General features: G+C 53.6%; 22 protein-coding genes and 2 pseudogenes. 12 read left to right on the top strand and 12 right to left on the bottom strand.

Going from position 1 to position 26,688, the window contains the following annotated elements; translation table 11 throughout:
* The first annotated feature begins 81 nt into the window (after positions 1-81).
* The 3 genes from ACP7E0_RS02810 (at position 82) to ACP7E0_RS02800 (ending at position 1,717) form a co-directional block, all read left to right on the top strand.
* Entirely contained in the window at positions 82-285 is a 204-nt protein-coding gene (locus tag ACP7E0_RS02810; RefSeq protein WP_426122811.1) for a hypothetical protein, read from the top strand.
* Positions 285-524: a hypothetical protein gene (locus ACP7E0_RS02805; protein ID WP_426122809.1), complete on the top strand. Its 240-nt coding sequence runs from the start codon at positions 285-287 to the stop codon at positions 522-524. The genes ACP7E0_RS02810 and ACP7E0_RS02805 overlap by 1 nt, the downstream gene beginning before the upstream one ends.
* A 449-nt stretch (positions 525-973) precedes the next feature.
* A complete protein-coding gene (locus ACP7E0_RS02800; RefSeq protein ID WP_426122807.1) occupies positions 974-1,717 on the top strand; it encodes an SOS response-associated peptidase in 744 nt (247 codons plus the stop codon).
* Between the two features lie 9 nt (positions 1,718-1,726).
* On the opposite strand, the gene ACP7E0_RS02795 is transcribed toward ACP7E0_RS02800, so the two are convergent.
* Positions 1,727-2,035, bottom strand: a complete 309-nt coding sequence (locus ACP7E0_RS02795; protein WP_426123039.1) for a succinoglycan biosynthesis protein exoi — start codon at positions 2,033-2,035, stop codon at positions 1,727-1,729.
* 358 nt (positions 2,036-2,393) lie between these two features.
* Between ACP7E0_RS02795 and ACP7E0_RS02790 the strand changes: the two genes are divergently transcribed.
* The 3 genes from ACP7E0_RS02790 (at position 2,394) to ACP7E0_RS02780 (ending at position 3,635) form a co-directional block, all read left to right on the top strand.
* Entirely contained in the window at positions 2,394-2,765 is a 372-nt protein-coding gene (locus tag ACP7E0_RS02790; RefSeq protein ID WP_426122806.1) for a hypothetical protein, read from the top strand.
* Between the two features lie 153 nt (positions 2,766-2,918).
* Complete coding sequence (locus tag ACP7E0_RS02785; RefSeq protein ID WP_426122804.1) at positions 2,919-3,134, top strand: cold-shock protein; 216 nt, start codon at positions 2,919-2,921, stop codon at positions 3,132-3,134.
* A gap of 162 nt (positions 3,135-3,296) precedes the next feature.
* On the top strand, positions 3,297-3,635 hold the full coding sequence (locus ACP7E0_RS02780) for an integration host factor subunit alpha (RefSeq protein ID WP_426123038.1): 339 nt from the start codon (positions 3,297-3,299) through the stop codon (positions 3,633-3,635).
* A 549-nt stretch (positions 3,636-4,184) separates the two neighbouring features.
* On the opposite strand, the gene ACP7E0_RS02775 is transcribed toward ACP7E0_RS02780, so the two are convergent.
* The 3 genes from ACP7E0_RS02775 to ACP7E0_RS02765 form a co-directional block, all read right to left on the bottom strand.
* Positions 4,185-5,480 (bottom strand): caspase family protein, encoded by a 1,296-nt coding sequence (locus ACP7E0_RS02775; protein WP_426122802.1) that lies wholly within the window; start codon positions 5,478-5,480, stop codon positions 4,185-4,187.
* On the bottom strand, positions 5,477-6,310 hold the full coding sequence (locus tag ACP7E0_RS02770) for a hypothetical protein (RefSeq protein WP_426122801.1): 834 nt from the start codon (positions 6,308-6,310) through the stop codon (positions 5,477-5,479). The genes ACP7E0_RS02775 and ACP7E0_RS02770 overlap by 4 nt, the downstream gene beginning before the upstream one ends.
* A gap of 496 nt (positions 6,311-6,806) precedes the next feature.
* Positions 6,807-8,288 (bottom strand): tetratricopeptide repeat-containing S1 family peptidase, encoded by a 1,482-nt coding sequence (locus tag ACP7E0_RS02765; RefSeq protein ID WP_426122800.1) that lies wholly within the window; start codon positions 8,286-8,288, stop codon positions 6,807-6,809.
* Positions 8,289-8,560: 272 nt separating this feature from the next.
* On the opposite strand from ACP7E0_RS02765, the gene ACP7E0_RS02760 reads away from it, so the two are divergent.
* The 3 genes and pseudogenes from ACP7E0_RS02760 to ACP7E0_RS02750 all read left to right on the top strand — a co-directional run bounded on the left by ACP7E0_RS02760 (position 8,561) and on the right by ACP7E0_RS02750 (position 10,883).
* Positions 8,561-8,842 (top strand): hypothetical protein, encoded by a 282-nt coding sequence (locus ACP7E0_RS02760; RefSeq protein WP_426122799.1) that lies wholly within the window; start codon positions 8,561-8,563, stop codon positions 8,840-8,842.
* Positions 8,843-8,934: 92 nt separating this feature from the next.
* Positions 8,935-9,048: pseudogene (locus ACP7E0_RS02755) on the top strand (MucR family transcriptional regulator); the annotation flags it as partial.
* A gap of 176 nt (positions 9,049-9,224) precedes the next feature.
* Positions 9,225-10,883, top strand: coding sequence for an AIPR family protein (locus ACP7E0_RS02750; RefSeq protein ID WP_426122798.1), 1,659 nt, complete (start codon positions 9,225-9,227; stop codon positions 10,881-10,883).
* Positions 10,884-11,096: 213 nt separating this feature from the next.
* Here the strand turns inward: ACP7E0_RS02750 and ACP7E0_RS02745 are convergent, their stop codons facing one another.
* The 5 genes from ACP7E0_RS02745 to ACP7E0_RS02725 all read right to left on the bottom strand — a co-directional run bounded on the left by ACP7E0_RS02745 (position 11,097) and on the right by ACP7E0_RS02725 (position 21,682).
* Positions 11,097-13,442: a hypothetical protein gene (locus ACP7E0_RS02745; RefSeq protein ID WP_426122797.1), complete on the bottom strand. Its 2,346-nt coding sequence runs from the start codon at positions 13,440-13,442 to the stop codon at positions 11,097-11,099.
* A complete protein-coding gene (locus ACP7E0_RS02740) occupies positions 13,439-14,791 on the bottom strand; it encodes a DUF2357 domain-containing protein (protein WP_426122795.1) in 1,353 nt (450 codons plus the stop codon). Before ACP7E0_RS02740 ends, ACP7E0_RS02745 begins: the two co-directional genes overlap by 4 nt.
* Positions 14,792-14,940: 149 nt before the next feature.
* Positions 14,941-16,977 (bottom strand): chromosome segregation ATPase-like protein, encoded by a 2,037-nt coding sequence (locus ACP7E0_RS02735; RefSeq protein WP_426122794.1) that lies wholly within the window; start codon positions 16,975-16,977, stop codon positions 14,941-14,943.
* A gap of 15 nt (positions 16,978-16,992) precedes the next feature.
* Complete coding sequence (locus tag ACP7E0_RS02730; RefSeq protein WP_426122793.1) at positions 16,993-18,423, bottom strand: hypothetical protein; 1,431 nt, start codon at positions 18,421-18,423, stop codon at positions 16,993-16,995.
* Positions 18,395-21,682 carry an AAA domain-containing protein gene (locus tag ACP7E0_RS02725; RefSeq protein ID WP_426122792.1) on the bottom strand — a complete coding sequence of 1,096 codons (3,288 nt, stop codon included), beginning with the start codon at positions 21,680-21,682 and terminating at the stop codon, positions 18,395-18,397. Before ACP7E0_RS02725 ends, ACP7E0_RS02730 begins: the two co-directional genes overlap by 29 nt.
* Before the next feature lie 186 nt (positions 21,683-21,868).
* Between ACP7E0_RS02725 and tal the strand changes: the two are divergent.
* Positions 21,869-22,827, top strand: a pseudogene (tal, locus tag ACP7E0_RS02720) (transaldolase).
* A 13-nt stretch (positions 22,828-22,840) separates the two neighbouring features.
* Here the strand turns inward: tal and ACP7E0_RS02715 are convergent.
* Complete coding sequence (locus tag ACP7E0_RS02715; protein WP_426122791.1) at positions 22,841-23,227, bottom strand: response regulator; 387 nt, start codon at positions 23,225-23,227, stop codon at positions 22,841-22,843.
* Positions 23,228-23,384: 157 nt separating this feature from the next.
* Between ACP7E0_RS02715 and ligD the strand changes: the two genes are divergently transcribed.
* The gene (ligD, locus tag ACP7E0_RS02710) at positions 23,385-24,452 is read left to right on the top strand and encodes a non-homologous end-joining DNA ligase (protein ID WP_426122789.1); all 1,068 of its coding nucleotides are present in this window, start codon (positions 23,385-23,387) and stop codon (positions 24,450-24,452) included.
* Here ligD and ACP7E0_RS02705 read toward each other — a convergent pair.
* The gene (locus ACP7E0_RS02705) at positions 24,449-25,453 is read right to left on the bottom strand and encodes a sensor histidine kinase (RefSeq protein ID WP_426122787.1); all 1,005 of its coding nucleotides are present in this window, start codon (positions 25,451-25,453) and stop codon (positions 24,449-24,451) included. The genes ligD and ACP7E0_RS02705 overlap by 4 nt on opposite strands.
* Before the next feature lie 670 nt (positions 25,454-26,123).
* Between ACP7E0_RS02705 and ACP7E0_RS02700 the strand changes: the two genes are divergently transcribed.
* Complete coding sequence (locus ACP7E0_RS02700) at positions 26,124-26,333, top strand: hypothetical protein (protein WP_426122786.1); 210 nt, start codon at positions 26,124-26,126, stop codon at positions 26,331-26,333.
* Positions 26,334-26,472: 139 nt separating this feature from the next.
* Here ACP7E0_RS02700 and ACP7E0_RS02695 read toward each other — a convergent pair whose 3' ends face one another.
* Positions 26,473-26,664 carry a hypothetical protein gene (locus tag ACP7E0_RS02695; RefSeq protein ID WP_426122785.1) on the bottom strand — a complete coding sequence of 64 codons (192 nt, stop codon included), beginning with the start codon at positions 26,662-26,664 and terminating at the stop codon, positions 26,473-26,475.
* Positions 26,665-26,688 lie beyond the last annotated feature (24 nt).

Here is a 26,688-nt window from a genome sequence, read left to right as displayed (position 1 = left end):
TCGGCGGACCCCTTGGTTTTGTTCTGAAGTGGAACTTCTGCATGAGGGTTTAGTTTCTACGGACCAACAGGGACATGCGACATGCAACAGAAATCACCTAAACCCGGCATACCAGGTACGACCGACCAGTCCCCCAGATGGGAAGGCCCGGAAGAAACGCGCCCGCGGGGCTACCTTCCCGCAGTTGACGATCCGGATACGGATCGCGATGCAGCAAGTGAAAATCTCAAGGATCCTGATCGCAACAAAGCTACGGATGCGGGCAAGACAAAGGGAGATAAGTGATGCCTTCTGAGAAGAACGAGACGCCGCTTTCGACAGTACGGGGCGACGCGAAAGGTCAATACGCCCGCGGGCTCACGAGCAGCGACAATAACGGGGTCGCCAGCGCGAAGCCGCGAGTGATTACAGGTTCGGACGATGCGACCCTGAACAAGACGCCTCCCGGTCAAAAACCTGCGGCCAAGGATTGGGACATCAACAGTAAAGACCGAGACATTAATGACGGTGAGTTCCAAGGTTAGTCGCGTGGATTTCACAAAATTAGCGATAGTTGAAGGAAGATTCCTATGACCGAACAAAAAAACGATGACCTCAAGGACCAGCACCCGACTTCACCGACATGGAAGCCAGAACCGCCAAGTGTTGATTTAGATCCGCAACCACTGCCTGACCAGGGAAGCGTCGAAAGTCAGGACGGAAGCTTCCCCCCGGCACGTTCTGGACAGTCCGCTAATAACGAGGACCCAGTACAAGCAGAAGGAGGCGATAATCCGATCCATCACAGCGGTCGAGTCCCTAACAGCCCGCTGACGAAATGAGCGACTGGGACAGGTGTCCTTATTAGGAACCGCAGTGGCGGGCGCCGATGCCCCCACCTTTCGGTTGGCCGATTTGACCAGCGTATTTTTGAATTTTCAGACTATACTAACCGAGCCCCTGTGAGACTTGGAGGTTGAATTGAAGATACAGGATGGCACCGCAGCCTGCCGTGAGGACGAAGACCGCCATGTGTAACTTGTATAATGTGACGTCCAATCAGCAAGCCATCAGGGATTTTATCGACATCACCCGATATCGCGAGGGCAATCTGCCGCCTACGGTGAACGTTCACCCGGATAGACCCGGTCCCATAGTTCGTATCGACACGGAAGGCGAACGTGAGTTTGTGATGTCGACTTGGGGAATGCCGACCCCTGATGTCCATCTCGACGGCAAGCCCGATCGCGGCGTGACGAACGTCAGGAAGACGTTCATTCCGCACTGGCAGCAATGGCTCGGCGTTGCAAACCGATGCCTCGTCCCGGCAACTGCGTTCTCGGAGTACGAACAAGACGCCGATCCAGAAACCGGAAAGAAACCTCTGCGGTGGTTCGTCGTGAATGAAAATCAACCGGTCTTCGCGCTTGCTGGTATCCACACGAAATGGATTGGCGCACGTGGACCGATCAAGGCGCCTCGGGAGGGCGAACACGACCTCTATGGTTTTTTGACCACCAGCCCGAATGACATCGTGCAGCCAATTCACCCCAAAGCAATGCCGGTGCTGCTGACAACTAGGGAAGAATGTGAAATCTGGATGACCGCCCCTTGGAAAGAGGCCAAGAAGCTTCAGCGGCCGCTCCCTGTCGATCGGATGACGGTTCTTCCTCGCTATACAGAAGTTGGTGGGCTTGGCAGTCATCCAAGCAAGACGAACGATCTGTTCGCCGTCTAATCGAGAGGATTACGTTCTCGCCTTCCGCCAGCCTGCTGCTAGAGCTTCCGCTTCCGAAGAGAACCACCGCTCTCCATACTCCTGGCTAATTTTCGTGGACAAATAATCCACTTGCCCCGGAACATGGAATATTTTTTCCCGGCTGTTGATCAAGATGTTGCCCTTCACGACGCAACCACTTGCCGTCGCGGTCAGGGCATGAACACCGCCGAGGCTGTAAACTGCAGCTACGCCTACAGCTGCAAGGCCCACGATCAAGGCAGGGCTTGCCAGAAAAATCTTACGTTCCGACCTAGTCTGAAACTTTCGATAACGCATCAACTGATCCTCCTCGCGCTTAAATAGCAGGAAAGAATTTTCGAGCGTTTCAGAAAAACGGTTAAAACTTCCTGATCAGATGGAGATCGAAGCGCCAGATATCTCTGGTTGGCCAATCCCCGCCCCCAAGTAGCATGCGTATTTTTCTCTACAATTCTGTAGATATTTATGTGCACATTGATCGATCGGGCGGGAATAGCAGCCCCGTCAGTTTGCTTGGCAATCGAATGAGCGGCTCAATTTCGCCGCCGATGCATTGAAGCTCCCCCGTCGATAGCAATCGATGGGCGCTTTGGCCGGTGCATATTGAAAGTGGTCTACGGCAACACGATCTCAGGGTGACGATCGGAGTTCGAATATGCTGTACCTGTCCATTTCGCTGTCCATTATCATCTGCACGTTTTTCATCGCTCGCTTCCTTGCCGCGACAACGCGTCTTGTGGAAAAGGATATCAACGCGACGATTGCTCGCAAACTATCGACCTCCCCTGTCAGCGCTGATATGCGTCGTCTGACGGAAGAAAACGGAGTGCTCCGAAATCTGCTCATTGATATGGTGGAGAACGAGGCATCAGTCCCACGGCAGACGTCGGAAACCGCAAACGAAGTCAAACTGGCAATCGAAGCGCGGACGCGAAGGCGCCGCGAGATTTTTGGTGAAGCAGTCTTCACTCTCCAGCAAGCCGGAAAGTCCAGAATCGCGGCTCGCACTTTCAAGATCAACGGCTAACCTACATAAGGGCGGAAGCTACCTAATGCCGCGTTCGTGCTTCTGCGCGAGGACGGCCAATTGACCGGAATCGCAGTCAAATCTCGGTGAAACCAGTTGCGCCAGGCCCCGGACGATTGCATGTTGTCGGGTAGTCCAAGCTCAGGGGGGATTATGACGAGCGGCACAGTAAAGTTTTTCAATGGTGAGAAGGGCTTCGGTTTCATCACACCAGACGATGGAGCGAAGGACATCTTCGTTCACGTCTCCGCGTTGCAGGCGTCTGGGGTCGAGGCGCTCCGTGAGGGCCAAAAAATCTCGTTAGACACCGAACCGGATCGGACGGGCAAAGGTCCGAGAGCTGTCAACATTCACCTCCTATCGGCTTGAGCCAACCGCCAGGTCAATGATCGCGTGTGCGAGCAGCTCGAAACCACGTGTATCGGGAAACCGTTACTTTTAGCACTGATACAGCGTGCGTGATCCCCTTCCTAATAAGACTTATGAAGCGTTTATGCCGGGAAGGCATGAATCATGCAGCGGGAACGCCAGATGAATGTCAAAACAATCACCCGCCAGGAGCTGGCGGAAACAGTATTCCGTAAGGTAGGCCTGTCGCGGACCGAATCCGCTGAGCTTGTCGCGTTGGTCTTAGACGAGATTTCCAGCGCTCTCGACCGCGACGAAACGGTGAAGCTCTCCTCTTTCGGCACATTTAACGTGCGAGACAAGCACGAGCGGATTGGCCGGAATCCAAAGACAGGAGAGGAAGCGCCGATATCGCGTCGCCGCGTCGTGACGTTTAAGGCATCCAATGTGCTCAAAGATAGAATCTTCGTGGCCCATAAGACGAGAACTCAAAAACCCGGAGAAAAGGGTTTGGGTGAGTGAAGCCGCCATATGGATTGCTGTCGTCAATATTCCGCATGCCGAACACTTGTCGTGTAAATCCACCTCCGCGGTCTTTCTCAAGGAAAAACAGATTTGGTCGCTAGACCAGCCAAGACATTGCTAAGTATATTAATGTTTTGAGACAGAGAAGCGAATCCAGCTCTCAACATGTTGAATCGATCTTTGAGGCGACGGCCCTCCTTACCCGCGACTGTAGCGCCGAAAGAAGGGAAAACAGGACGGCGCGAAGAGCGTTGGACGAGGATGTCAATTCCCTTTGGCGTCGGCCGCTAGCTTTATCGTCGGAAACTGCGGAACCCACCGCCCCTTAGGTTCAAAAGCCTCGGATTTAGGATTTTGGGCTCAGGTGTCCGATAACATTCATTATCGGACCTGGCCAGGCGAGGCAGATCATGAGAGGTGCAGTTTTCACGAATTCAAACACATTCTCATGTCGAGTGCCCACCCATTTTTACCAATGACTCACATCAGATCCTGAACCTCACAAGCCAAATTCAGTTAGCTGAAGTACGTTTCAAGACTTGCATTTCATTTGCATCGGTCGAGCTGAGGCGCGTCCACTACGCCCCAGAGAAAGGTATCGTCGGCATATTGGTAGCCAGTTATCGCTTTCAATTGAACAATTTCACCTTGCCGCAGAATCCGAACACTGCAGTCATAGTGTGCCTTCTTCCCTTCTACCTTCGGTGGAGACCGCCGAATATTCACATCATAAATAGCCCGGGGTGCTCGATTGAAAACTTCTGCGGCCCCTTGGCCCGACACCGTCGACATCGCCTGTTTCAAGAATTCACACCCAAACGGAACATCGTTACTTGCCGAATTCGCTGAGCATCCCCGTTCAGACAATTTTCCGAGAAAAACTACATTTCCCAATTTTTTTATAGCATCGTTAATCATTGTGTCCGAACTAATTCCGGCAGAGATATTTTTTATGTCTGTTTGTTGGCTTACAATTCGTCTTGTTTCTTCCCGTCCCGCCGAGCGAGAAAGGGGCGCAATGACAATCTGTTGACCAGGCACACCTTTGCATTCAGCGAAACACCAATTCGGCGGAACCATCCCCTGCATAGTCGGAAGCTGATCTTCCGGCTCCACAGCCTCTTGAACAGCCGCGCTTACAAGCTGAAAAAAAGCCATGAGAGATAGGTGCTTGCCGTCCTTGTAAAGTTTCGCAAACATTAATGCGAATGGCGAACCACCATTCACATCCCCATTGGGCATGCTATCGCGAGCCTCTTGATTGAATTCAGCCGAGAACAACACAATCAAATAACCTCCAAAGCGCTCAATCGCTTCGGGACGTAGCCCTTTGCGCGACAGTCCGGCTCCTCTGCTCGCGTATGGGTTAGTTCTGCATGCGTCCAACAAGAATACGGATAACCTCGGGTCCCGATTTTGCACTTCTTCTATCAACGTTCGCAATAAAATAAAGTCATCTTTCAGGTATTCCAACTTTATATTACTTGAGTTTGGTGCTTCTGAATCTAATGGAATTAGAAAATTCGCCCCATCCACATCAATTCCATGCCCAGAGTAGTAAACAACCACATCATCTTGCGGCATAATAGTCTCAACAAAAGCAAACCAAGCCCGTCGAAACTCCTTTTTTGACCTAAGATTGTCACCGAATAGGGTTACTTTAAAGTCTTCCTCAAGTATGGGCATAATGATATTGCGATCTGCCCTTACACCCGGTAGGTCTGCCCACGGGTATTGGGAAAAGCTGATTATAGCAGCATGACGGACTGCAGCGGCCGGACCGGGATGCACCAAAATTGCAGAGAGTGCAGCTAAAAAGATATATAACGATCGCGCTTTCATGCCCTTCCTTCTTCGAACAGCAACGCCTCAAGGTGACGCCGAGTTGCTACACCGATTACGTCGGGCGCTTGCCAGAGCACCTTCATCTCCTCAAATTCTTTAGAAATATTTTGATACTGCTTATGGGTCATGTGGTTTTTTATGTTCCGCATATGACGGTATCTTTTACCGGTCTTTGTGAAACTTGGGCCTCGATTGTATACAAGCGAGACAAGCGCTCCGAGCGAATCGTCACTTAACTCTCCAGTATTTGCCAGTGCGCCAGTCGTGGCAGCCATGTAAACTGGAACAACGTTTTTTAAAAATTGCTCATGCGCGACGTCAAAAGGGATAGATATTCCACTCAATTGACCCAATATTGCGGTAGCCGCCGTCTTGGTTTTACCGCAGGCTGATGAGAGTTTAAGTAGGTCGGCCTCAGAAAGGTAGGCCTGCCAATCCTCCCGGAAAATCTTCTCCGTTACATACCCTAGATCGTAGCCAATACCTATTGTCGGGCCGGAGGCACCTCCGGGCTTGATAACGCCGCGGTACTTCTTCTCATAAACGCTTTCACTGCTAACTTCGAACGTGACTATTAGCTTTAAGGCCTTTGGCGAGAGTTCGCGAGTTGTGTCTCTTTTGCGAGAGTTTACCGTACCTCGTGCCTGGACCGCCGTTTCCCTTTCGAGACCAGCCATCTTGATGGTTTCCAGCAAGCTTTCGTTCCTTTGAAGAGCACTAAAAGCCTGATCGAAATTTTCCACTTGGGCGAGTAATGTAGTTGGAGTGCTATATAATAACGGAAACGTTGAAATTGTCCCAAGAAGCGTCCTGCGGGATATGCGCATAGGTGTTCCTCCTATATATCAGTTAAAAAATATAAGTATCAAATCTGTGATTTTACGGGTTTCCTAGTACTTTGTATTGATTGCGACAAATGTAACGTTCGCTCACAGACACTCATTACAGGTCTTACATTCCAACTGAACTTCTAAATGAAAATGTATTCGGATGCTCTAATACGCTGGGCAGGCGGCTGCCCTTACCATCAGTTTAGCCACGCGTAACGAACGCTGAAATATTTGGCGAACAGGCGATAAGCGGGAAAGAGGGATGTATTTTTGCCCGAATTCTGTAAAATAGGTTCGCTACAGCTTGGTAATCGCTTGGAGATACAAATATGGCCCTCAAGAAGTTCGTACGCAGGCTAATGGTAACAACGCTGTTAATTAGTCCTTCTATTTTCCATAGTTCGTTAGCTGTTGCTTGCCCAGATCCAGGCTGCAGCTTTAATCACGACGGCGGCGGTCCGAAGTAAACTGTCTTCCGGCTGATTATAAAAATTTAGGGTTTTGTTTGGATCGTTTTATTCGCAGCGAGAGCTTTTAACTTGAGACACTGAACCGCGTCACCTGGTTTTTCATTTTTCACTAATTCTGCGTCAAGCAATTTCGTCAAATAGGAACTTGGATCAGTTCTGTACTGATAATGATCCGATGAAACCGCTTGCCAAGCATTCGAAATAAAAGTTTTAGCACCTGCACTGTCTCCCCTGAAAGCTTTTATGCAAGCCAGATGGTACCACGCAAGATATCGCGGTAATGTACCCGTTTGAAGATATTTTATAAAGTCTTCTTCTGAGTGATCTAAATAATTATCTGCGTGTTTTGTTTCGGGAAATTGCATCGCGATGCGCAGACGGATTTGACCTAATGAGAAAAGTGCGTTTTTAGCGATGAAGCGATCAGAAGGCACGCTTTCTATAATCCTTTGATAATCCTGCTCTGCGCCTACGAAATCCTTGTTGCCTTCTTTTGCGAGCGCGGAACCAATATACATGGTGATATCAGTGGGATGGTGTTTAATAGCGAGGCCAATAAGGTCTTGAGCTGTCCGATAGTCTCCTTGATCGAACGCAATCCTTGCCAAATTGTAGTTTGCCCTCCAAGACGATTGGTCGAGGACTTTAGCTTCTTCAAATTTATCTTTTGCTGTCGCTGGATCACGGCCGATCGACATCTCCCCCTCGCGCAGCAACTCTTCTAGTTTGGCTTGATCTTCTTTGTTAGGCTCTAATTGTGTAGCTGAGTTGCTACTGCAATCCATCGTTGCTTCACCAGAAGTCGCTTGCTCGGAAAGGAAACGAATAGGAACCCCGTAGTTTTTATCATTAAAATTGCCCTTTAGACCCGGTACCGCAATCGCGAAAACCGCCCCCTCCTCATTCAAGATGGGAGCCCCCCCCATCCCGACTTCAAGAGTTTCGTCGAATGGCAATCTCTTTCCAACGAGATTAGAGGTTCGCTTGATGCGGAAAAATGCGGGGCCGTCGGCTTTAGGAAACCCGACTACCGTTATCAATGCTGCGCCAGCGGGAGTGGAATCGCAGATGTTTAGGAATTGTTGATTGGTCACGGGTCCAAGCAAGCGGATTAATGCAATGTCCCTCTTTTCATCCAACTCTACAAGCGTGAAAGCTTTGGGACTGTCACCCGCCGAACCAATTGCCCCAGCAATATGTTGGGTTCCATCGGGAGCAAACAGCTCGTCAACTTTTACAAGGGGGTCATTATTGCTGAAGAAAAGGTGAGCTGCAGTCAACGCGAAGCCGGTCTTCGAGATGAAGAATGCAGTTCCCTGCTTAGAATCAACCTGTCCGTCGCCCGTTTGGCCTCGAACAGTGATCATAACTAGAGCTTTCCCTTGCGGACTGGCAAGGAAAGCATCATCGTCAACCTGAGATCTAGACTGTCCGACCTGTAAAGTTAGGAAAGCCAGCACTGCGACTGAAACTTTATGCAAGGATAGCCTAACAAAACGGACCATTTGCTCTTTCCTTCTTTGAACCTACGTTAACAAGTTTCTATGAGTCAGTGAATTGGTCTTGTGCGTTGATATTGTATTGCATGTGGGCTATTTTGGACAAGATGACAACCTCAGGTCTCTCGTTAGCAATTCGCCGCGTTCTAAAATGAGATTTCCCAAATTGAATTTCTTCAGGTTACCATCGAGACCTTTTATAGAACTAAGCGGGGCGCAGTGGCGGTGGATTATATCAGCACCGAAGATGGGAAACTTGATCGGGTCACGAGACCGGAATGCACAAGTCAAGCAAGTATGACACCTTCACAAAAATTGCATCCCACCGGATCGTCGACCCAGAAAACGCTTGGGTAATAGTTGCCACTTCATTAACCCGCACCTCTCGATTGGTGGCGGGTTGCGTGGCAGGAATGATTGCAGATGAAGTTCGTCCGCCCGACCGTTTGGTCGCCTTTATAGAGGGAGTTGTCGCGGCGTACGCGTTCACCCTCGAAATTGAAAGAGACGTCATCAGTACGAAAACCCGAAGCCAGCGGTCTCAATCCGAAAGCCTTTAACGACGAGTTCCTAATTTGCCTCGAAGACGGAAGGAGGTATCGGTCCCTCAACCGGCATCAGCTCTCACTACGGACTCTAACCCGACGAGTATCGGGCGAAGTGGGATCTTCCGGAAAACTATCTGATGGTCGCTCCGGAATATGCAGCCGCCAAGCGTTCAAAGTTGGCTTGGAGGCACGGCCTTGGTCAAATTCGGACGAAGTAGGTGGCGGCCCCTCGGAAACGAACCGCGGTTCTATAAGCATAGGCCCCGCGACCCCTCCTTTCGCTCACGCATGTCTGTGCATCTTTTTACCGTGCCATTCCAACTGTATGATCTGGTACAACAAAAAATCCAATGCTAAGGACGAGATGAATTAACAAGCATCTCGGAGAGCACCGATGGCGACACTCATTGACTTCAGCACGGTCACACATAAGGTCGATGAGTGGTTAAGTGATGAGCTTGGAATTGACGTTTCAAGTAAAGCGTTTATGCCTTTGATGGTCTCGACCATCCTCGACCTTACCGAGGAAGAGGCCTACGACGCCATCACTGACGGTTCCAATGATCGGGGTGTCGATGCCCTTTACGTTGATGAAAGAGATGGAAAAAATATCATCCATATCTTTCAGTTCAAGTACACGACGGACTTCGCAAAATCGAAGAACAATTTCCCGGGGAGCGAGATCGACAAAATCCTTTCTTTTGTCAGTGACCTGTTAGACCAAGACGAGGCAATGGCGAAAACCTGCAATCCTGTCCTCTGGGAGAAAGTTAAGGAAGCCTGGCAAGCACTACAAAAAAAGAACCCTTCTATTGAGATTCACTTTTGCTCCAACACCGCAACTATAATTTCGGATGAACAAAAGCGGTTGCGCAAGGCTCTAGAAAAATACAATGGAGTTCGAGAGCATCACTATGGTCTGGATGAAGTTATCGACCTCTTCGTATCTTCACAAAAGCCGTCGATTGACCGCGACATAAAGATTATCGACAAGGACTATTACGAACGCACGGATGGAAATGTCCGTGCTTTAATATGCAGTATTGATGCTTCGGAGTTGGTTAAGCTCATAAGTAAGCCCGACGATGAGACTGCCGTGTACACTCCAATTTTTGATGAGAATGTTCGAATTTACCTGTCCAGCAAGAATGCTATCAACAAAGAAATCATCTCCACTGCGCTTTCTGATGATAGGCACCTTTTTTGGTACCTGAACAACGGCCTGACGATCACATGCTCCTCGTTCTCATACGCGAAGGGCAGCCGTGGCCCAGTCGTGTCGCTGAAGGGAATTCAAATTGTGAATGGCGGTCAAACGTCAAACGCTCTTTTCGAAGCCTATAGGCAGGATCCCGAGAAAGTGTCCGACGTTCTCCTGCTTGCCCGGATAATAGAGGCAAAAGAGCAGTCGGTCGGTCACAAGGTCTCTGAGACGACGAACAGCCAAACCCCAATCAAAAGCCGCGACCTTCGCGCGAACACGCTTATCCAGCGAAAAATCGAGCAAGCTCTTCTGGCGAAAGGCTATTTCTACGAGCGGAAAACCAATCAATTCGCTGACGAACCGAAGGAAAAGCGCATTGATGCTCAAAGCGCTGGTCAGGCTTACGTTGCATATGCACTTGATATGCCTGAGGTGGCGAAAAAAGACAGAGGTCGTGTCTTCGGCGATCTGTTTGATACCGTATTTTCGGACGACCTTGTCCCAGAAACGCTGCTTATCCCGCTTGAGGTGCTAAAAAAAATCGATGTGGTAAAGAAAGACATTCAAAGACGTCTTAGGAAAGACGAACACGTCAATCCAGAAGATCTGTTCATCACCGAGGGCGCTTATCATGTGTTGTTCGCGGTCAGACGGATATGTGTGCGAGAGGGTATCAACGAATTTTCGGCTGCCGCGCTCGGCAAAGTTGATGAGGCGTTTGAGGCAGTGCGGCAGTGCGTGGAAAAAGTTCGCAACGAGACCTTTTCCTCCAGTCGCTTCTTTAAGGACGCTGGTACCCGAACGAAGATTGAGTCTCAGATCGCATCCGGCGGAGCTAATGGTCCGTAAAAGCTGATAACGCGTTGGCTCTGGTTTCGTATGCGCTCCCGAGCAAAGTTCTATTTTTTGGAACCGGACGGACATCTGTGGCTCCGATTCATAAAACCGGGAGATGACGATGACTCTGGATATTTGCGATGGCCGAGCTCCTGAAGCGCCTCCTGACTATACGCAACTTTAAGTTTCATTCAAGGAAAGAGACTTTACTTAACGGCACGCACGTCAACCCTCGTCAGCACCTCCATAAATATCCAGCAGAAGCTCGGGGTTCGACCCCTCGCCCCGCAGCTCTTCAAGAACCTGCTCAAGAATACGCCCAAACTTGGTCAACGGCCTTGAACGGTCTCGATGACGGAGATCGGCGATCGTTTTCTCGACCGCTTTTACCAATTTGTCGGCCGTCGGGTCTTGGCCTTCAACTAACGCGAACGGCTCCACGACACGCCAGCGCAACAAACCCACCAACAACATCGGGGCGTATTGGAACTTGGTGTAGGTGGACCCCAGATTTTCTTCGAATTCGCGGAGGACGCGTTTGGCGATACGTTCGACGTCCTTTCTAGAAAGGAGCTTCGGCGCCGTTTCCGATCGTGATAGGAGAAACGCCATTGCAGCGGTTTCCTTCTGCCATTTCCATGTGTCGATAGTTTTGCCCAGAACCTTGTGAATTGCCTGAAGCTCTAAGTTTCTGTTGCTGGCCACACGTCCGAGGCCTTGATACGCGAGCTTCCAGTGAGACCCGTGCGTGAAGATAGGGTGTCCCCGCACCTCTTTATCCCAAGCCTCCATGAGCCAACCAGAAACCTCAACTGGGCATCGCCGGAATTGCCAAGTAAGAAACCTGAATGACTGTGTGCCAACATCTTGACCCTTCAACCCACGCCGGACTTCGTCAACGGCCCTCTCGACCAGCTGATCCAGCTGTGCGATCGCGGTAGCACCGACTTCTGGTGGGATCGCTCCGTCACTTGATATTGCGTATTTGCCGCCGGGACGAGCCGAAAGGCGATTTGCCAGGGACGTCCAGTCAACGACATCTCGATCCACATTCCTTTCAAGGAGGGTAAGCATACCTTCGCCACGGGGGCTGTCGTTCCAGGCATCCATCCCACACGGAAGCACGAGCCGCCCTGGGATAGTCGGGGCAGGTCGCTGGAACCCCGCCAGCAGGCTATCCCAACTCTGATTAAGCTCTGTCGCACCATCCCAATTTACGTGAAAGTGGTGCCCTAGCTTATTTGAGTGGACCAGGATTTGGGCACGACCCGAGGCTGGGCTTTGCTCGACCCAAAGCTCAACAGGAACGGTCTGATCAACTTTTACGCCTATATTCACCTCGGCTTTTCGAGGAAATTCGGCGTTTTCCTTTCTCAGGAAAATCGAAACCCGATCTTGCCCCGCCTGGATCGCAAGCCGGGCTGGCTTAGGGCTTCGATAGACTTCGCCCGCTGGAAGAGTCTCCTCGGGATCAACAAGATCAAAACTCTCAACAGCATCACGGCCTTGAACGATCGTCGATATCTGCGGCAGGAAGTCGAAGTAGATGGGATCGCGTCTGCTGAGGCGCCGCGCTGCGAACAGAGCCCCCTCCGCCACCGCCCCTCCGGCCAAAATTTTCACAGCGCGGCCTGCACTTTTCAAAACCGCCGAATGGAACGCGGCACTTACGGCATTTTCAGATAAAGTTTCAACCAAAACGATATCGCAGCCTGCGACATCGTCACTCAGGTCCGGAAGTTCAGACAAACCGTCAAACTTCAGCGACGCGGGCGGTCTGAGCACCTCCCAGTCCCCGTTGCTTTGGCGAAGAACCTCAGCTTCAGCAGGGATGCCAAGCGCAAGCCGACCGTTGGCATGCGCCCAAGTCAGGTGATCGGTGCGACCTTTGGATGACGCAGCCAAAACCGCTTGCTCCGCTCGTCGTGCCAATCCGCGATAGCCCCAATCGGATTCTATCAGTCTACCCACAGATCTGCGTTCCGGGGCCAACACCGTATCCCCATGACTTTTCTCCCGTCGGATACGAAGCCGCTGGACGGTCACACCGTCGGCAACGTGCGAAATCACGCCGACCGTCTGCCCTTCCAGGATGGAGCCGTCCTCAATTGCGGAAAGTGTCGCCAACACCGATCGCCAGACAAGCAGGGGTGTTGAAATTTTCGATTTTCGTAGGGCAGTGAGAAGGTGTTCTTGCAGCAGTTCTCCGGTTTCGGCGTGGTCATCCAAGCTCGCAACACCAAAGCCCGCCAAGGATGACATTCCCTTGAAGGCCGCTGTCAAATAGCCAACAGATGGATTATCCGTAAGAAGTTCAGTGACTCTGATCCGCTTATCCGAACCTCCGATTTCTCCCCAACCTGTGCCAAGGCCATGAGGAGAAATGGCGGCTTGGGCGCCACCCACAAGTCCGCCATCGGACTTCGCTCCAGTCTGAACGACCACACCGAAAACGCCACCCTCGACGATTGCCGACGCTGTTTCCTGTTCCTCGCCGTCAGGAAGTATGACCCAGTTCCTAGCAGCTCTATCGCGCCAGCCGTTCAGATCGTAGCCGCAAAGCTTCCTCATGCTGACTTCGCGTATATTTCGCCCCGAGCGAAAGCTCGTATGGCGTCCAAGCCCTGTCGCAACCCCTCACCCGATGCCTCAAACGCGATGCCGTCAACACGTGTGCGTGGACCCGTCGCAAGTCGGGATTCGAACTCGCCGTGAGAGGGTGTAAGGATCAGGCCGTTTCGTAAGACCTCGGTCTGACCAAATGGCTGCACCTCGATCAAACGTTCATTGGCCTTCTGAACCGCATCGCCGAGGTCCAATCGCGCCATCGAATGCGGCGTCCAGACCGCGACGCGTCGTGGCATCCCCCCTGTTTGGATGTCGGAGATACGCAATGAGACATGAGCACGAGTCAAAGCCAGCAACCGCCCGGGGGCCACTGGCCGGGACTGCACCTCGACGATGCGTCCCGTATTCCTAAGCCAAAAAACCGCAATGGGGCGATCCTGCTCAAACCATCTGCCAAGAGAAGCTTCAGACCGCCAGACGATCGGCGATTGAGCGACGAGTTCGGCTTCCTCCAACTCGCTTAAAGCCAACACAACAGCGAGAACCGAAAAATCCGTCCAAGTTTCAGCCTGCCACGCCCAAAGGTCATCAAGGACCTTGTCTTCTTCGAGAAGACGACGCCACGCTTCATAAATCGCGTGGTAGCTTGGTTCCTGCATCAGAACGTAGTTCGGAACGACACTCGCATCCGCCGTACTCACCTCGAGATCAGCCAGCATCACCGCGAAGGTCTTACAAAAACGCCCAAAATTCTCGACCTCGGCGTATCGGCGACTTGTCTTGGCTCGCGGATGCTCCTGCATCCATTCACGCGCAACCTGAAAAGCCAGCTTGGAATACGAATGCAATACCCTGTTCTCGGGTGTGTCGAAATTCTCCCGCCGCACAGTCGCGAGGATACGTTGGCTTGTACCAGCCCTCTCAGCAATCGTTCGACCAGGTTGGCGAACCAGCCATCGCATGGACGCACGGTCCATTTCCTGGACGCGATCCAATGACGTCAGTTCGCGTGAGCGACGCAGAACACGCCTGATCCGTGGCTCCAGTGCCTTCAAACGAGGCAGAACGTCCTGCGCTTGGCGGACGATCTCCGCCATTCGAGGGTCCGCCTCATTCTCTGCCCGCCCCCACGCATCGCGCAACCTTGGCCATACATGCAGCGGATCCTCGAGTGCTTCACCAAGCTCCTGCACTCTCGCCAGGACTTCGTTCATGCGGCGAAGAAGTTCTCTCGCCCTTATGTCGTCCTCAGTCTCAATGTCCTTCACGGATCTCGGGCGCACCGGAAAGCCAATCCGGTCCGGGCGTTGACCGTTTGCACCCTTGGGGTATGGATGAAGGATCAACTCCATTGGCCCGTCATGGAGCGTAGCCGACATAAGCCGGGAGTGCCCTCCATTCTTCGGCGCCACGCCCCGAACCTCGCTGACCAAGCAATCGTTTGGCCCGAACTTGGCGTCAACGACAGCTTTGCGGTCCCAAGGCCTACCGAGGTGGAGCATTAGCGTGACACCCCGTTCCAAACGAACTGGCCCGATCCTTCTTTCGCTGAACGGATCGAGTCACCGATCGCCTGCGCGAGCTGGTCGTCTCTCAACTTGTCATCAACGAAGCTCATGAGTTCTGAAAAGGCGTGGTCGTTGCCATCCTCAACCTCGATACCGCGCAATTTTGGCAACAAGCGCATCTCGACCTGATCGGCTAGGGGCACACGCACATCCCCGGCTTGGTCGAAGGCGGAATAGTTGGCGACGTAAGCCATGATGGCGCGACCAAGGCGGTGGCCGAAGGGTCGTTTGAAGCCCTTCATTACGCTGACCATGCGATCAACGCCGTCTACAACGGCCGTCTCGTTTTCTACCGACGCCACGGGCTTAATCCATGAACGCCAGCGCTTGGCAGACAGTGCTTCGGGTTCCGCAATCGTACCCTTCTGCGATGTTGTCCGGATTGTTTTGGGAGCTGGAAAACGCAGGACGTTAGCGCGGTCTACGACCTTGTCGGAAAGCGACTGGGTGCTTTCATCCTCGTTCATCGTTCCTGCGAACAGCAGATTGTATCCTGGAAAAATCCTGGGAGCGTCCATTCCGCGCGGCATCGGGATTTCGAGCTCAATTTCCGCATCCTTACGCAGAGATTTGTCTGACACGCGATTGATGGAAGGACGGCTTTCCAGTCGACTCAAGAAGTCAGAGAAATAGTATTCGACCCGAGCTAGGTTCATCTCGTCCAGCAGGACCATCATCATCTGATCCTCAAATTCGCTGGTCGGATTGTTCAGCACATCCAAATGGTAGAGGGCGCGGGCCATATCGGTCGGGCGATATCGTTTCTCAATATAATTGTAGAAACCCATCAAATCCTGAGGACTGTCCCAGCGAGGCTGGACCGGAACTTGCAGGAACCCGATCCCCATCCCCGCCGCATATTGTCTGGGGAGCTGGCTTTTGCCTGTGCCAGAGATGCCCGCTAAGACGGCCATCTGAGTGGTGTCGTTGGTCTTCATCGCCGTGTGGAAGGCATAAACAATGCGTCGATCGTAGTGCAGGCCATTCTGATCCAGTCGCTGCAATACCCGTTGCACCGCCTCGGCTTCGTTCTCGGCAGCCCGCTTCTTCCAGGTCTGCATGTGCGCAAGGACCGGCGGTAGAGTGGTCAGTTCCTTGAGACGCTCTGCAACCGCCTCCTCGCGGCTTGGCGCATCCGTGCCCCCCGCTTCGGCGACGTCTTCGTCCATTCGAGCAACCTGAGCCATTAGCGACGAGCGGCGATGCTCCAATGTCGTGATATCGTTCTCGATGGACCGTTCACGCTCTTCGGCAGCGGCAATCCTCGCGGAAGTCTGCGTAAACTCCGAATGCGCGACTGCCGTGGCCTGTCGTTCGGCGGCGAGTGTTTCCTGCACCTGAGCAAGCTGTGCCGCTGCGGCCTGCTGAAGGCCCTCGGTACGGGTGACTTCCCGCCCAAGTTCTTGTGACAAAACTTCCAAGCGCTGCACGCGCTCCTGAGCTTCCTTCAATTCCATAGCCTCAGATCGCATTTCGGCAATCTTGGCTTCCAATGCTGCTTGCTCGCGCTTCATCTCATCATTAAGAGCAAACAAGCGTTCTGCGGCTGCAAGGCGATCATGCACGGCGTCCAAGTCGGCCCTGGCCGAAGCGAGTTCCGCGTCAATCGCCTGCTTCTCGATTATCTCAGCTTCAATCTGCTCCCGTATCGCTCGGATTTCGTCTCGGCGCTCGTCCTTCTGGAGCCACTCTGCATTGAGCTCGTCCAGTTGCCGTCTTGTGGCATCGTAGTCCGCCTGCACATCAGCGATGTTGGCGAGGGCTTTTCGGCGCTCGCTCAATTCATTATCGATATCGCTGAGAGCCATACGTTTATCGGTTAGAGCGGTCTCCAGGGACTCCAGCGACCGCATCGGACCAGCGGCGGTCACCACGCGGTCGTGAAGCACGGCAAAGCTCGTCTGCACACCGATCAAGATGACCACGGCAAAAGCAGCGAAAAGCAGTATCAACATATTTGCAGTCAGCATTGCGAGACTCTCTGATTACGGCTTTGCAGGCAGTTCTGTTTTATTCGATTGGGCTTCCGGGCTTTTTTGATCAGGAGCCGCCTCAACAGGGTTTAGCGTTTTTTCATCGGGGGCCGCCTCGACAAGCTTTGGTGTTTTAATCTCGGAAAGTGCAGCGATCTCCTGTAGGAGCGCCCCCTTCCGCCCGTTCAAGTCAGCCAATTCGGCTTTGAGCGTGTTCAAGTCGCTCTGACCCAATTCAAGCTCTTTGCGTACCTCCGCATGGCGGTCGGAAAGTCCACGAACGGCCTCAAGCAGGATTGTCTTCTCGGAAGACGCCCGATCAACATCCGCTCGATCTACACCAAGCTTCGATTGGGTGACTTGCAACGTGACCAGTTCAGACTTCGCCGCATCACGCTGTGTCGTCGTAACCGCGATATCCGATTGAAGTTCGCGCAACTGGGCCCTGAGGGTCGGTAACTCTTTCTCTGCCTCCGCGAGAGCGTCCTGGGCGGCCTTGGTCCGTCCCTCCGCCGCTGCAGCTTCGGACCGTGCGCGTTCTGCAGCAGACGTCGAACTGGTGACATCACCGATCAAGCTGGCTTTCTGGCTCTCAAGTTTTTGCACTTCCTTAGAAAGATCAGCTCTACTGGTTTCCAAAAGAGCCGCATCTGCGTCCGCCTTCGCCGCAGAGGCCTTTGCCTTTGAAACCTGATCTTGCAACTTCGAGAGGTCAGTATCTAATTCACGAGAACTGGCTTGCTTGTCAGCTACCTCAGTTGTCAGTTTTGCGATCTGCGCCGCCAACTCTGTTTGCCTGGCATCGAGGCCCGAAACCTCCCGCCGCTTTTCATCCAGGCCATCAATCTCACTGTTCAGACGAGCGACATCGACGTCGCGGTCTCGAACGCTCTTCTGAGCAGATGAAAGTGCTTCCTCGGCGGTCCGTTTTCTAGTCTCCCCTTGCAAGATATCGGCATTCGTCTGGTCAATCTTCGATTGGTTGGTCGAAATCTGGCGCTCGCCTTCAGCGATTCCTGCCCGCACGCGTGCCAATTTTGTCTCGGCTTGTGCCGCCGCCGCAATTGTGTCCGACGCCGCCTTGGCCTGCTCTTGTTCGGTGCGCATCCTCTCGGCGCTTTCGGCCAAGGATGCTTCCTTCTGCTTGATTTCGGCGACCAGGCGATCACGGGCGGCTGTTAGGTTTGCGATCGACTTGCGGATGCCGTCAGCCTCTACGCCACGCTGAGAAATTTCGGAGAGCAATCCATCACGTCGCCCCATCGCTTCCGTGTGCTCGTCGTTGAACCGCTGAATATCAGTACGGATTCCACCGTATTCACGCTCCAATGCATCGATTTGGACCAGCGCCACGCACACTGCTGCGACTGAGATTACTCCCAGCGCCAAGGCGATGTAAGTGTACCGCCGCGATCTACGAAAGTTGTTCTGCGACGCGCTCAATGCATTTCTCCAAGTCTCTTTCCAGTTCATCCACCCAAAAACGCTGGACCGTCCAGCCAAGGGCTCTTAGTTGGCTGTCACGCCAGTGATCACCGAGTTTTCTTTTGCCGTCGGTGTCAGTGTGCCAATGGCGGCCATCGACTTCCAAATCCAGCTTGATGTTGCCATCCCCAAAAAGTGCGAAATCCAGCCTACGCCCAGCGACCTCGTATTGAGGGATTGGGTTCAAGCCGCGCTTCCTGAGGGCGGCATCGACAATTCGCTCCCAGTGACTGTCGAAGGTACCCTCACCCACCCGACCTTTCGGCTCCGTGGCCGCTGCGGCAAGTCGTTGAAGGCTTCGGACCTTCCCAGATCGGGCATAGGAGAGATCGCCGAACACATATGCGACAGCCCTCGCCCGGCTAATGGCAACATTCAAACGACGCCAGTCCTTTTGGACGAAGGAGACCGCGCTCATGGCGCTGGAATGCCCTAGACACGGTGAAAAGAGGATAAGGTCCCGTTCCTGACCCTGGAAACTATCGACGGTCCCAACACGAAGCTCAGCCTTCATTCGAAGGTCCAGACCGATCTCCGCATGGATTGCTTGCTCAAGCGCGTAAACCTGAGGCCTGAACGGCGCGATCACGCCAATTGATCCGGCATAAGATTGCTCTTCCAGAAGCACTCGAAGGTGCCTGGTGATTGCATTCACCTCCGACGCATTCACATTGCCAACCATCGGAGCCGTCGGTGCGGGTACGTCGGTCCAGGCAATTCCGGGCTTCGTACCCTTAGGAACCTTCAGTCCATCCTGGTCACCAGCCACACGAAGCTGGCCACCGTAGAACTGTTCGTTGATGTATCCCACGATATCAGCCGCTGACCGATACTGGTCACGCAGCATTACTTTTGCGGCGCCGGGTGTCAGGTCTGCCAGATCAAAGAGTGACCGACGGCTCTGCGCGAACCGTCCCATCTTCGCGATTGGCAAACCCTGCGCCTGCATCAGGTTTCGGTCGTGAGCGATCCCAAGCTGGCTGATGAATGATAGCTGTCGATTGTCGCCGACAACGACGGCGCGTTTCGCCCGAGCCAAGATCGGAAGCGCCGATGCAATATCGCACTGACTAGCCTCGTCGAAAATCGCGAGATCGAACAGACTATCGGAAAGCGGGATGCGTTTGGCTGCGCTAAGTACCGAAACCAACCAAAGCGGACGATGTCCCACAACGTCGCCCGCGAGCGACGGAGACAAAGGTCCAGAGCTTTGGGCAAGTTGAAGGTTGGCGAGTTCTTCTCCGAGCCGAAGCCTGTCGCTTTCGGCAAGTTTGACCTTAGAAGCAAGAACCGTCGGCAAAAATTCTCGGGCAAGCGTTCCGATCTCCCGAGTTAAGGCGACGGGATCTCCTTTGATATCTGTAGTAGCTAGCTCAGCACGAAGCTTCCCCAAGCGTTGCTTCAGCGTCGCAAGCGTTGCATCCTCTCCTGCGAGGCCATCGTTGCCTACGTTCTCGCGCAATCCCAACAATCGATTCAAGGCGTCTAAGAGACGGCTAAACAATCCGGGCGTTGGATCGGTCTCGATCTCCGGTGGGCTTTCTGCAGCGGTAGCCGTCTCCTGGGCCTCAATCCGCTCCAATAGCTCAGCAATGGCAACGTGTAGACGTGACTGCTCATCGATCTGATCAAGAACACGCGTCCGGTTCTGCGCGAGCGACGAAAGCCTTGAACGCGTGACGAGATCGGGATCAGCGGCGCCCCTCGTGGGCTCGCCAACCAACTGCCCGAGCACCTGATCGAACGATTGGTCAATATCCCTATTTGGATCCAGAGTTCTAACCAAAAATGGCGATTGGGGAGCAATCCCACCAAGTCGACTTTCGACGGCATCAAGAGCCTGATGGTTCTTAGATGCGACCAGGACACTGCCGCCGTCAGCGAGAACCGAGGCAGCAATGGACACAATTGCTTGGCTTTTGCCGGTACCTGGGGGACCTGTAACGACCGTGAGGGCGGCCGTGAGAGATTTTCGGACGGCCTCGATCTGCTCTTTGTTCAGATCGCCGGTATTAATCACCGGTGTCGCCCTCACCGGCGCTGGTGCGTCTAGTCCAAGAATGGTCGCAAGCGCGGTGCTCGCCAGCTTTTCATGAGACCAAGTGGCGATCGTATCAAGATCGCGAACTGCACCAGCGGTGAAGGTGGTGTCAGTCGGTAGGAAGAGACCTGCGATATCATGAACGCCGACGCTATTGGGATCGAGCTCGATCCGCATCTGCTGTCCCAAGATGCTTCCTCGAAACGTACCAGCTACCGCCTCTTTCAATCGGGACAGGAACTCATCCCGACGAAAACCAAGCCCCTCGGCTTGGGTGAGGACGTCGCGGAGGCCCGCCTCTTTCCAATTCGCGCTTCGGGCAGCACCCTTGATCCAATCAGGGTTGGTGACGATGTCGTCGGTGTCGATCGAAATCTCAAGATGTGTCGTCGAGCGCTTCCATTCCGCACCAATTAGCCCTACGGGCCAAATCACGGGAACACCTTGCTTCTTTCCAACTCCAATCGGCCATCCAACAGCCAACGTCTGCTCATTTGCTTCACGTTTCACGAGCGCTTTACGGAATTCGTCAGGCAGATCCTCCAGCAAGATCGAAATAGTCAGGATCTGGCCGTCTTCCGGCGTCAGTGGACCTAGCCCGGTAAACAGTTGCCACGCCACCGCGTGTCGGTCCTCAACTTGGGATATAGCTCCCCTTGGATCCGACCTTAGGGCGGACCGATAGTATCGCAGAAGAGCGTTGGGATCGAAGGAAACAGCGCTTTCTGTCGCATCGACTGCGATCTCATTCGCAGCTGCGCTTCGAAAGATCGCGTGGACGGGACGAAGCACCTGATCCTCGGCAACCGTACTATCGCGCTCTTTCGTCCTTAATGGTGCACCGTCATGCTTTTTCGCCGTCGCAATTGGTCGCCAGCGCCCGTCACGTCCTTTGCTCACCTTGCCAGCGTCACTGAGCGCCGACAGTTCAGCATATATCGACGTGCGCTTACGCGGGTCGAAGTCGATGTCGAGCAACGCGAACAGCTCACTCGTTGTTCGACCTGTCGGAAACGCCGAAATTGTCCGTAGCAGTACCGACATGAATGAAATACGCCCACCGCGTTCGGAAACGCAGCCCCAAGATGAATCTTCCCCAAAATTGAGATTGCAATTGCGGATGGCTAAGTCAACTGGCCGCAATCTCGAATAGTCGTCCTTTTTTGAAGCATACACGATTGTCCCCATAGAAATTCGTGTGCGGTGTTTGCCATAACGGTGGGTACAGCGGCGGAACAATGCCGTGCCAGCGCAGTTCAGGGTCTTGATGCCTGATAGTTGGGGGTGCTGAAGTAGTATATCGTACTGCACAGCCTGCAACGAGGCAGGTTATCGAGCAAACCGGCTTCTGGAGAATTTGGCATGCAATCGAAGCTCGAACAGCTCCGCGAAATGTCGACAGTTGTCGCCGACACCGGAGATATGGACGCCGTTGTGCGTCTGAAGCCAATTGACTGCACGACCAACCCTAGCATTGTCCTTAAGGCACTTGGGACACCAGCCTTCGCCGACGTGTTCGACGAGGCACTCAGTTGGGGAAGACACAGGACGGGCAACGGTAAGGCTGTCGCCACTGCGATCGCTGATAGGCTAGCAATTTCAGTTGGAGAAGCGCTGTCGAAACTCGTGCCTGGACGCGTGTCCACGGAGGTGGACGCTGATCTCTCCTTTGACACTGAGGCTTCGATCAACAAAGCGAACCAAATCATTGCTGGCTACAGCGAGCGAGGAATTAACCGCGATCGCATCCTGATCAAACTCGCGGCGACGTGGGAAGGGATAAGAGCTGCAGAGTATCTTCAAAGTGTGGGTATTGACTGCAACCTGACGCTCTGTTCAACAAGGCGCAAGCTGCTGCATGTGCCGACGCACACGTTTACCTGATATCCCCCTTTGTCGGTCGAATTCTGGACTGGCATAAAAAATCGACCGGCAAGGACTATGGGCCAGAGGAGGATCCGGGAGTCTTGTCGGTGCGTGAGATTTACAACTATTATAAGTCGAACGGGATCGCGACAATCGTTATGGGGGCGTCGTTCCGTAGCACCGCGGAGGTGGAAGCTCTCGCTGGCTGCGACCGCCTCACGGTTAGCCCTGCACTCCTAGATGAGCTCGCCCAAGACAACCGCGAACTTACTCGCAAACTCTATCCAGACAATCCCGTTTCCGACATGCACCGAACAATCGACGAGAAGCGTTTTCGTTGGCTGATGAATGCGGATGCAATGGCCACGGAGAAGCTCGCTGAAGGCATCAGAGGGTTCGCGCAGGACATGGATACTTTGCTAGCTATGATCAACCGCAAGCTTGAGACCCAGTAGGTCTGCAAACTCGTCAGCCCGCCAAAGCAGACGGTGGATATCGGATTGCCAACATCCGGCCCTCCAGTTCAATCAGAATGGTTTCCATCCGGTAGGGCTTTGCCAGAAAACAGACCCTTTCTCCCTCGATTTCGGCAGCCGTATGGCCACCCGAGGTTACAATGACGGCGACCCCTGACCCATAGCTGGCAACCAATCTCACAAGATCGAATCCGTTTAGGGCCCCGGGCATGTCGACGTCGGTAATCAGCGCGTCGATCCGATGCCGACCGAGCACTGCGACAGCCTCCAAGACATTCGATGCCTCCAGCACAGCGTAACCTTCGTCCGTAAGGCAATCCGCTAGGGTCATCCGAATTAAAGGCTCATCATCTACGACTAGAACGGTACGCTGGTACATGCTCGCCTCCGTGGTTCGTTGGATTGTCAACGCGCTCCCCACGATTTGGGTCGGACACGAATAAGGAGTCTTTGCCAACAAACTTAATAAAATGCCCACAATCGACACCTACCCCTCTGCCGGTCTTTCCTTAAGGTATTCGTGATGTGATCCGCGGATGGCAAAAGCATCGTCAGACAAACGTCGATCAATCGCTTTGGACGTCTTGCAGGTTCCTGTTCGCGGACAGCGACGGAAATCGCGCGATCCCGCGCAGCCCCAGCTTCCACTTGACCCCATGCCAGCCCGAGTCGAACCCTGTCTCGCCCTTTTGACCAGCAAGCCACCTGAAGGTCCAGAGTGGGCTTACGAGGTGAAATGGGATGGCTATAGAGTTCACGTTCATTGCGAACTGGGCGGTATAGTGCGAGTGCTAACCCGTGGCGGCCATGACTGGACCGACCGGTTTCCTGGCATCGCAAAATCCGCGCTCGAACTTGGGCCCGCGACGATGATCTTGGACGGAGAAGCCGTGATCCTCGACACACAAGGGAGGAGTGATTTCAATCTGCTCGTTGCATCCCTCGGTGGACGAGGCGGCAAGAAAATATCCACAGACACCGTGCTATACGCATTCGACTTGCTCTACCTCGACGGCCACGACATCTCAATCTTGTCCCTGGAAGAGCGTCGTATGCTTCTCGACCCCCTTCTGGAGCACGTCTCTGGAGCGATCAGGCTCTCAGAGATGTTCCACTCTGACGGCGCTTCCTTGTTCGCCAGCGCGGTCGAGCTTGGTCTGGAAGGCATAATTGCCAAGCGATTGGATGCTCCTTATCGGCCTGGCAGGGGCGGCGAGTGGCGCAAGATCAAGTGCGTTCAGTCCGACACTTTCGTAGTCATTGGGTACGAGCTGTCCACCTCGGCTCCAGGCGCCATCGCCAGTCTCCTATTAGGCGCACGAAAAGGGGACGATCTCGTCTACGTCGGCAGTGTGGGAACAGGTTTTACAGGTAAAGTCGCTCGAGAACTGCGGATAAAACTCGATGCGATTGTGACGAAGCGTCCCTTATTGCGCGTGAAAGCAAAGTCGGTCGTATATGTCGAGCCGATCTTGCTCGCAGAGATTGAGTATCGCGCGTGGACGGGCGACGGCAAACTTCGACACGCATCCTTCAAGGGACTGAGAGATGCTGAAGAAGCGCCGGAAATTTACAGCATTCGGGCCGAGGGACAAACGGATTAGCGCGACAACCGGTCTCCATCGATCCGCATTTTGACAAGCAGGCCTTCTTTCGACCAGTCGTATTCAAGATTGCCACCCAGATGCCCAGCTAGTGTTCGGTGAAGAAGCTTGCTTCCGTAGCCGCCCGGACCGTCCGGCTTGCTCACCTCAGGTCCACCGCGTTCCGTCCACTGGATTTCCACAATGTCACTGACGATCGCGCCAGATACGTCAAGTGTCCCTTCAGGCCACGATAGTGCACCATATTTTAGGGCGTTCGTTGCAAGCTCATGGATAACCAGCGCGAGCCCCGTAGCGGCGGTCTCTCCAACACCCAGACGCGGGACCGCGACCCTGATTCGCCCCGCGAACGCTCCATCATCGTCGTATGGTGCCAACAGAACTGTAAAGATGTCGCCGAGCAGTGCGGCATTGCCCTGCCCGTTTTGCAAAGGCCGGACGAGGTCATGAGCACGACCAAGTGCTGTTAGGCGACCGGTAAGCTGTTTTGTCATGATCTCGACGGAATCCGAGGTTCGCGAGGTGATCTGCGTCAGGCCTGAGGCGATAGCCAAAAGGTTCTTCACCCGATGGCTCATTTCGCCCGCAAGAAGCTCATGGCTTTCCTCGGCGTTTTTCCGGCCCGTCACGTCCAGAAAGATACCCGTCATCTTTCGGTCTTTGATCCCTGCATCATTTCCTCGTCCTCGTGCGGATATCCAGCGGACATCCGTGCCAACGATAATGCGGAAATCAATCTCGTAAGGGCCGACCACGGCTCTGGTGGCCGTGAATGCCGCGCGAACCCTGTCCCGGTCTGCGGGATGGATTTTCTCTGACAGTCGCTCAAAGGTCAGAGGCTGCTCTTTGGTGACGTCCCATAGTGTGTAGCCATGGCTGTCCATATGAAGATCATCGGTATCAACCTGCCAGGACCAGAGCGCGACTCCTGCCGCCTCGAGCGCACCGCGAAGTTCCTCGGGCGACCAATCGGAATGATCGAAACTGTGGTCCTTAGTCATGATCAGGCCCCCTTACGAGTTTTCAAATCTGGCTTCGTCGAGGCGCTCAGGAGATCCTGTTCCTCCTTGGCAACCCTAGCCACTCTTATGCGGGATGTCTTCTCCTCACGAGGCCCTTTTGACGTGATTCATCTCCTCGACGGCGTTTCGCGCACCAGGCGAGTAATCGGGTTGCTCCGATGATTTTCAAGCCTTCTTGAGCGCTTCCGCTTTATGGGCGGCACGCTTACCTGCCGTGTCGCTTCCCAAAATCAGTTGCGAGATTTCGACGCCTTGACTGTGTGGCCATCGATCTTGTTATCGAACGTCCTCTATTACGCCTACACTCCCCCCTGGCTCGCGCTGCTGCTGCTCTTTGTCTTCCAGGGGCCGACCCTCCTTTTGGGGGCAGACCTAAAATTCTTCGGTAGGCCGTTATTCCCTCCGAGGGCGTGAAAATGAGCTTGATGAAAACCTCCGCAGTCTCGGCCGCTCCGCACGTGCTGTTAGGGTCGGTATTTGCGTCCTCGCTTCGATATAATGCCGTCATATGAGCACATTATGCTGCGGGTAACGCGCGAGATCGCAGACATGCTCTACACTCGGAGTTCCGACGGGAAGTTCTAGCTGATCCCGCAAAATATTGGCGGAACCGACAAATGCAAGAAAAGAAGCTCGTGAGATCGAAGCTATGGCAGTGACAATCCGGGAACTCGCGATTCCAGGAATGAAGCCCAAGGCCTTAATCGATGCCGTCAAAGAGCGACACCCAAAGGCGACGAAGAAGGAGATTGCGAGAGCTGCATTCTTGAGCGTTATCCACTCGGCCGAATACGATCCCGATGACACGCAGGCGCTTCACGACCTCGCGCTCGAAACACGGGACGATACAGGCACTTGAGTATCGTATTCCGGCTATCGAGACTTTTCTGGCATGGAGACTCCACTTCATGCTCGACGATAATGGGTTCAGGAACACAGCGGGTGGATGCGGTCCGCAAATAGCTGGTTCCGCCCTCAAGGAGCAAAGGGCTGGATTCCTACCGATCGAGGCTCGGTTTCCAGCCACGCGTCATACCTTTGCTCATGCAGAGGCTGGCAATATCGAGTTGCTCGCGAAGGTACCGGCAATCCTCGATGAGGGTGGCGATGGTGTTACGCATGTCACCGTCGTGCCACTCGATGGCTTGGTCGACCGGATTCTGGTGTTTGACTTGCTTTGCCGCGGACATGGCTCTTCCTTGTCGTCTTCAGAG

Origin of the sequence: Pararhizobium sp. PWRC1-1, from assembly GCF_049897905.1 — a bacterium.
Taxonomy (GTDB): domain Bacteria; phylum Pseudomonadota; class Alphaproteobacteria; order Rhizobiales; family Rhizobiaceae; genus Pararhizobium.
The sequence above is the reverse complement of the archived record's forward strand: the minus strand, read 5'-3'. Positions and strand labels throughout refer to the sequence as shown.

Bases quoted from the DNA above. Each gene is read 5' to 3' on its own strand.
- ACP7E0_RS02810 (WP_426122811.1), top strand. From the start codon at position 82: ATGCAACAGAAATCACCTAAACCCGGCATACCAGGTACGACCGACCAG.
- ACP7E0_RS02805 (WP_426122809.1), top strand. From the start codon at position 285: ATGCCTTCTGAGAAGAACGAGACGCCGCTTTCGACAGTACGGGGCGAC.
- ACP7E0_RS02800 (WP_426122807.1), top strand. From the start codon at position 974: ATGGCACCGCAGCCTGCCGTGAGGACGAAGACCGCCATGTGTAACTTG.
- ACP7E0_RS02795 (WP_426123039.1), bottom strand. From the start codon at position 2,035: ATGCGTTATCGAAAGTTTCAGACTAGGTCGGAACGTAAGATTTTTCTG.
- ACP7E0_RS02790 (WP_426122806.1), top strand. From the start codon at position 2,394: ATGCTGTACCTGTCCATTTCGCTGTCCATTATCATCTGCACGTTTTTC.
- ACP7E0_RS02785 (WP_426122804.1), top strand. From the start codon at position 2,919: ATGACGAGCGGCACAGTAAAGTTTTTCAATGGTGAGAAGGGCTTCGGT.
- ACP7E0_RS02780 (WP_426123038.1), top strand. From the start codon at position 3,297: ATGAATGTCAAAACAATCACCCGCCAGGAGCTGGCGGAAACAGTATTC.
- ACP7E0_RS02775 (WP_426122802.1), bottom strand. From the start codon at position 5,480: ATGAAAGCGCGATCGTTATATATCTTTTTAGCTGCACTCTCTGCAATT.
- ACP7E0_RS02770 (WP_426122801.1), bottom strand. From the start codon at position 6,310: ATGCGCATATCCCGCAGGACGCTTCTTGGGACAATTTCAACGTTTCCG.
- ACP7E0_RS02765 (WP_426122800.1), bottom strand. From the start codon at position 8,288: ATGGTCCGTTTTGTTAGGCTATCCTTGCATAAAGTTTCAGTCGCAGTG.
- ACP7E0_RS02760 (WP_426122799.1), top strand. From the start codon at position 8,561: ATGCACAAGTCAAGCAAGTATGACACCTTCACAAAAATTGCATCCCAC.
- ACP7E0_RS02750 (WP_426122798.1), top strand. From the start codon at position 9,225: ATGGCGACACTCATTGACTTCAGCACGGTCACACATAAGGTCGATGAG.
- ACP7E0_RS02745 (WP_426122797.1), bottom strand. From the start codon at position 13,442: ATGAGGAAGCTTTGCGGCTACGATCTGAACGGCTGGCGCGATAGAGCT.
- ACP7E0_RS02740 (WP_426122795.1), bottom strand. From the start codon at position 14,791: ATGGAGTTGATCCTTCATCCATACCCCAAGGGTGCAAACGGTCAACGC.
- ACP7E0_RS02735 (WP_426122794.1), bottom strand. From the start codon at position 16,977: ATGCTGACTGCAAATATGTTGATACTGCTTTTCGCTGCTTTTGCCGTG.
- ACP7E0_RS02715 (WP_426122791.1), bottom strand. From the start codon at position 23,227: ATGTACCAGCGTACCGTTCTAGTCGTAGATGATGAGCCTTTAATTCGG.
- ligD (WP_426122789.1), top strand. From the start codon at position 23,385: ATGGCAAAAGCATCGTCAGACAAACGTCGATCAATCGCTTTGGACGTC.
- ACP7E0_RS02705 (WP_426122787.1), bottom strand. From the start codon at position 25,453: ATGACTAAGGACCACAGTTTCGATCATTCCGATTGGTCGCCCGAGGAA.
- ACP7E0_RS02700 (WP_426122786.1), top strand. From the start codon at position 26,124: ATGGCAGTGACAATCCGGGAACTCGCGATTCCAGGAATGAAGCCCAAG.
- ACP7E0_RS02695 (WP_426122785.1), bottom strand. From the start codon at position 26,664: ATGTCCGCGGCAAAGCAAGTCAAACACCAGAATCCGGTCGACCAAGCC.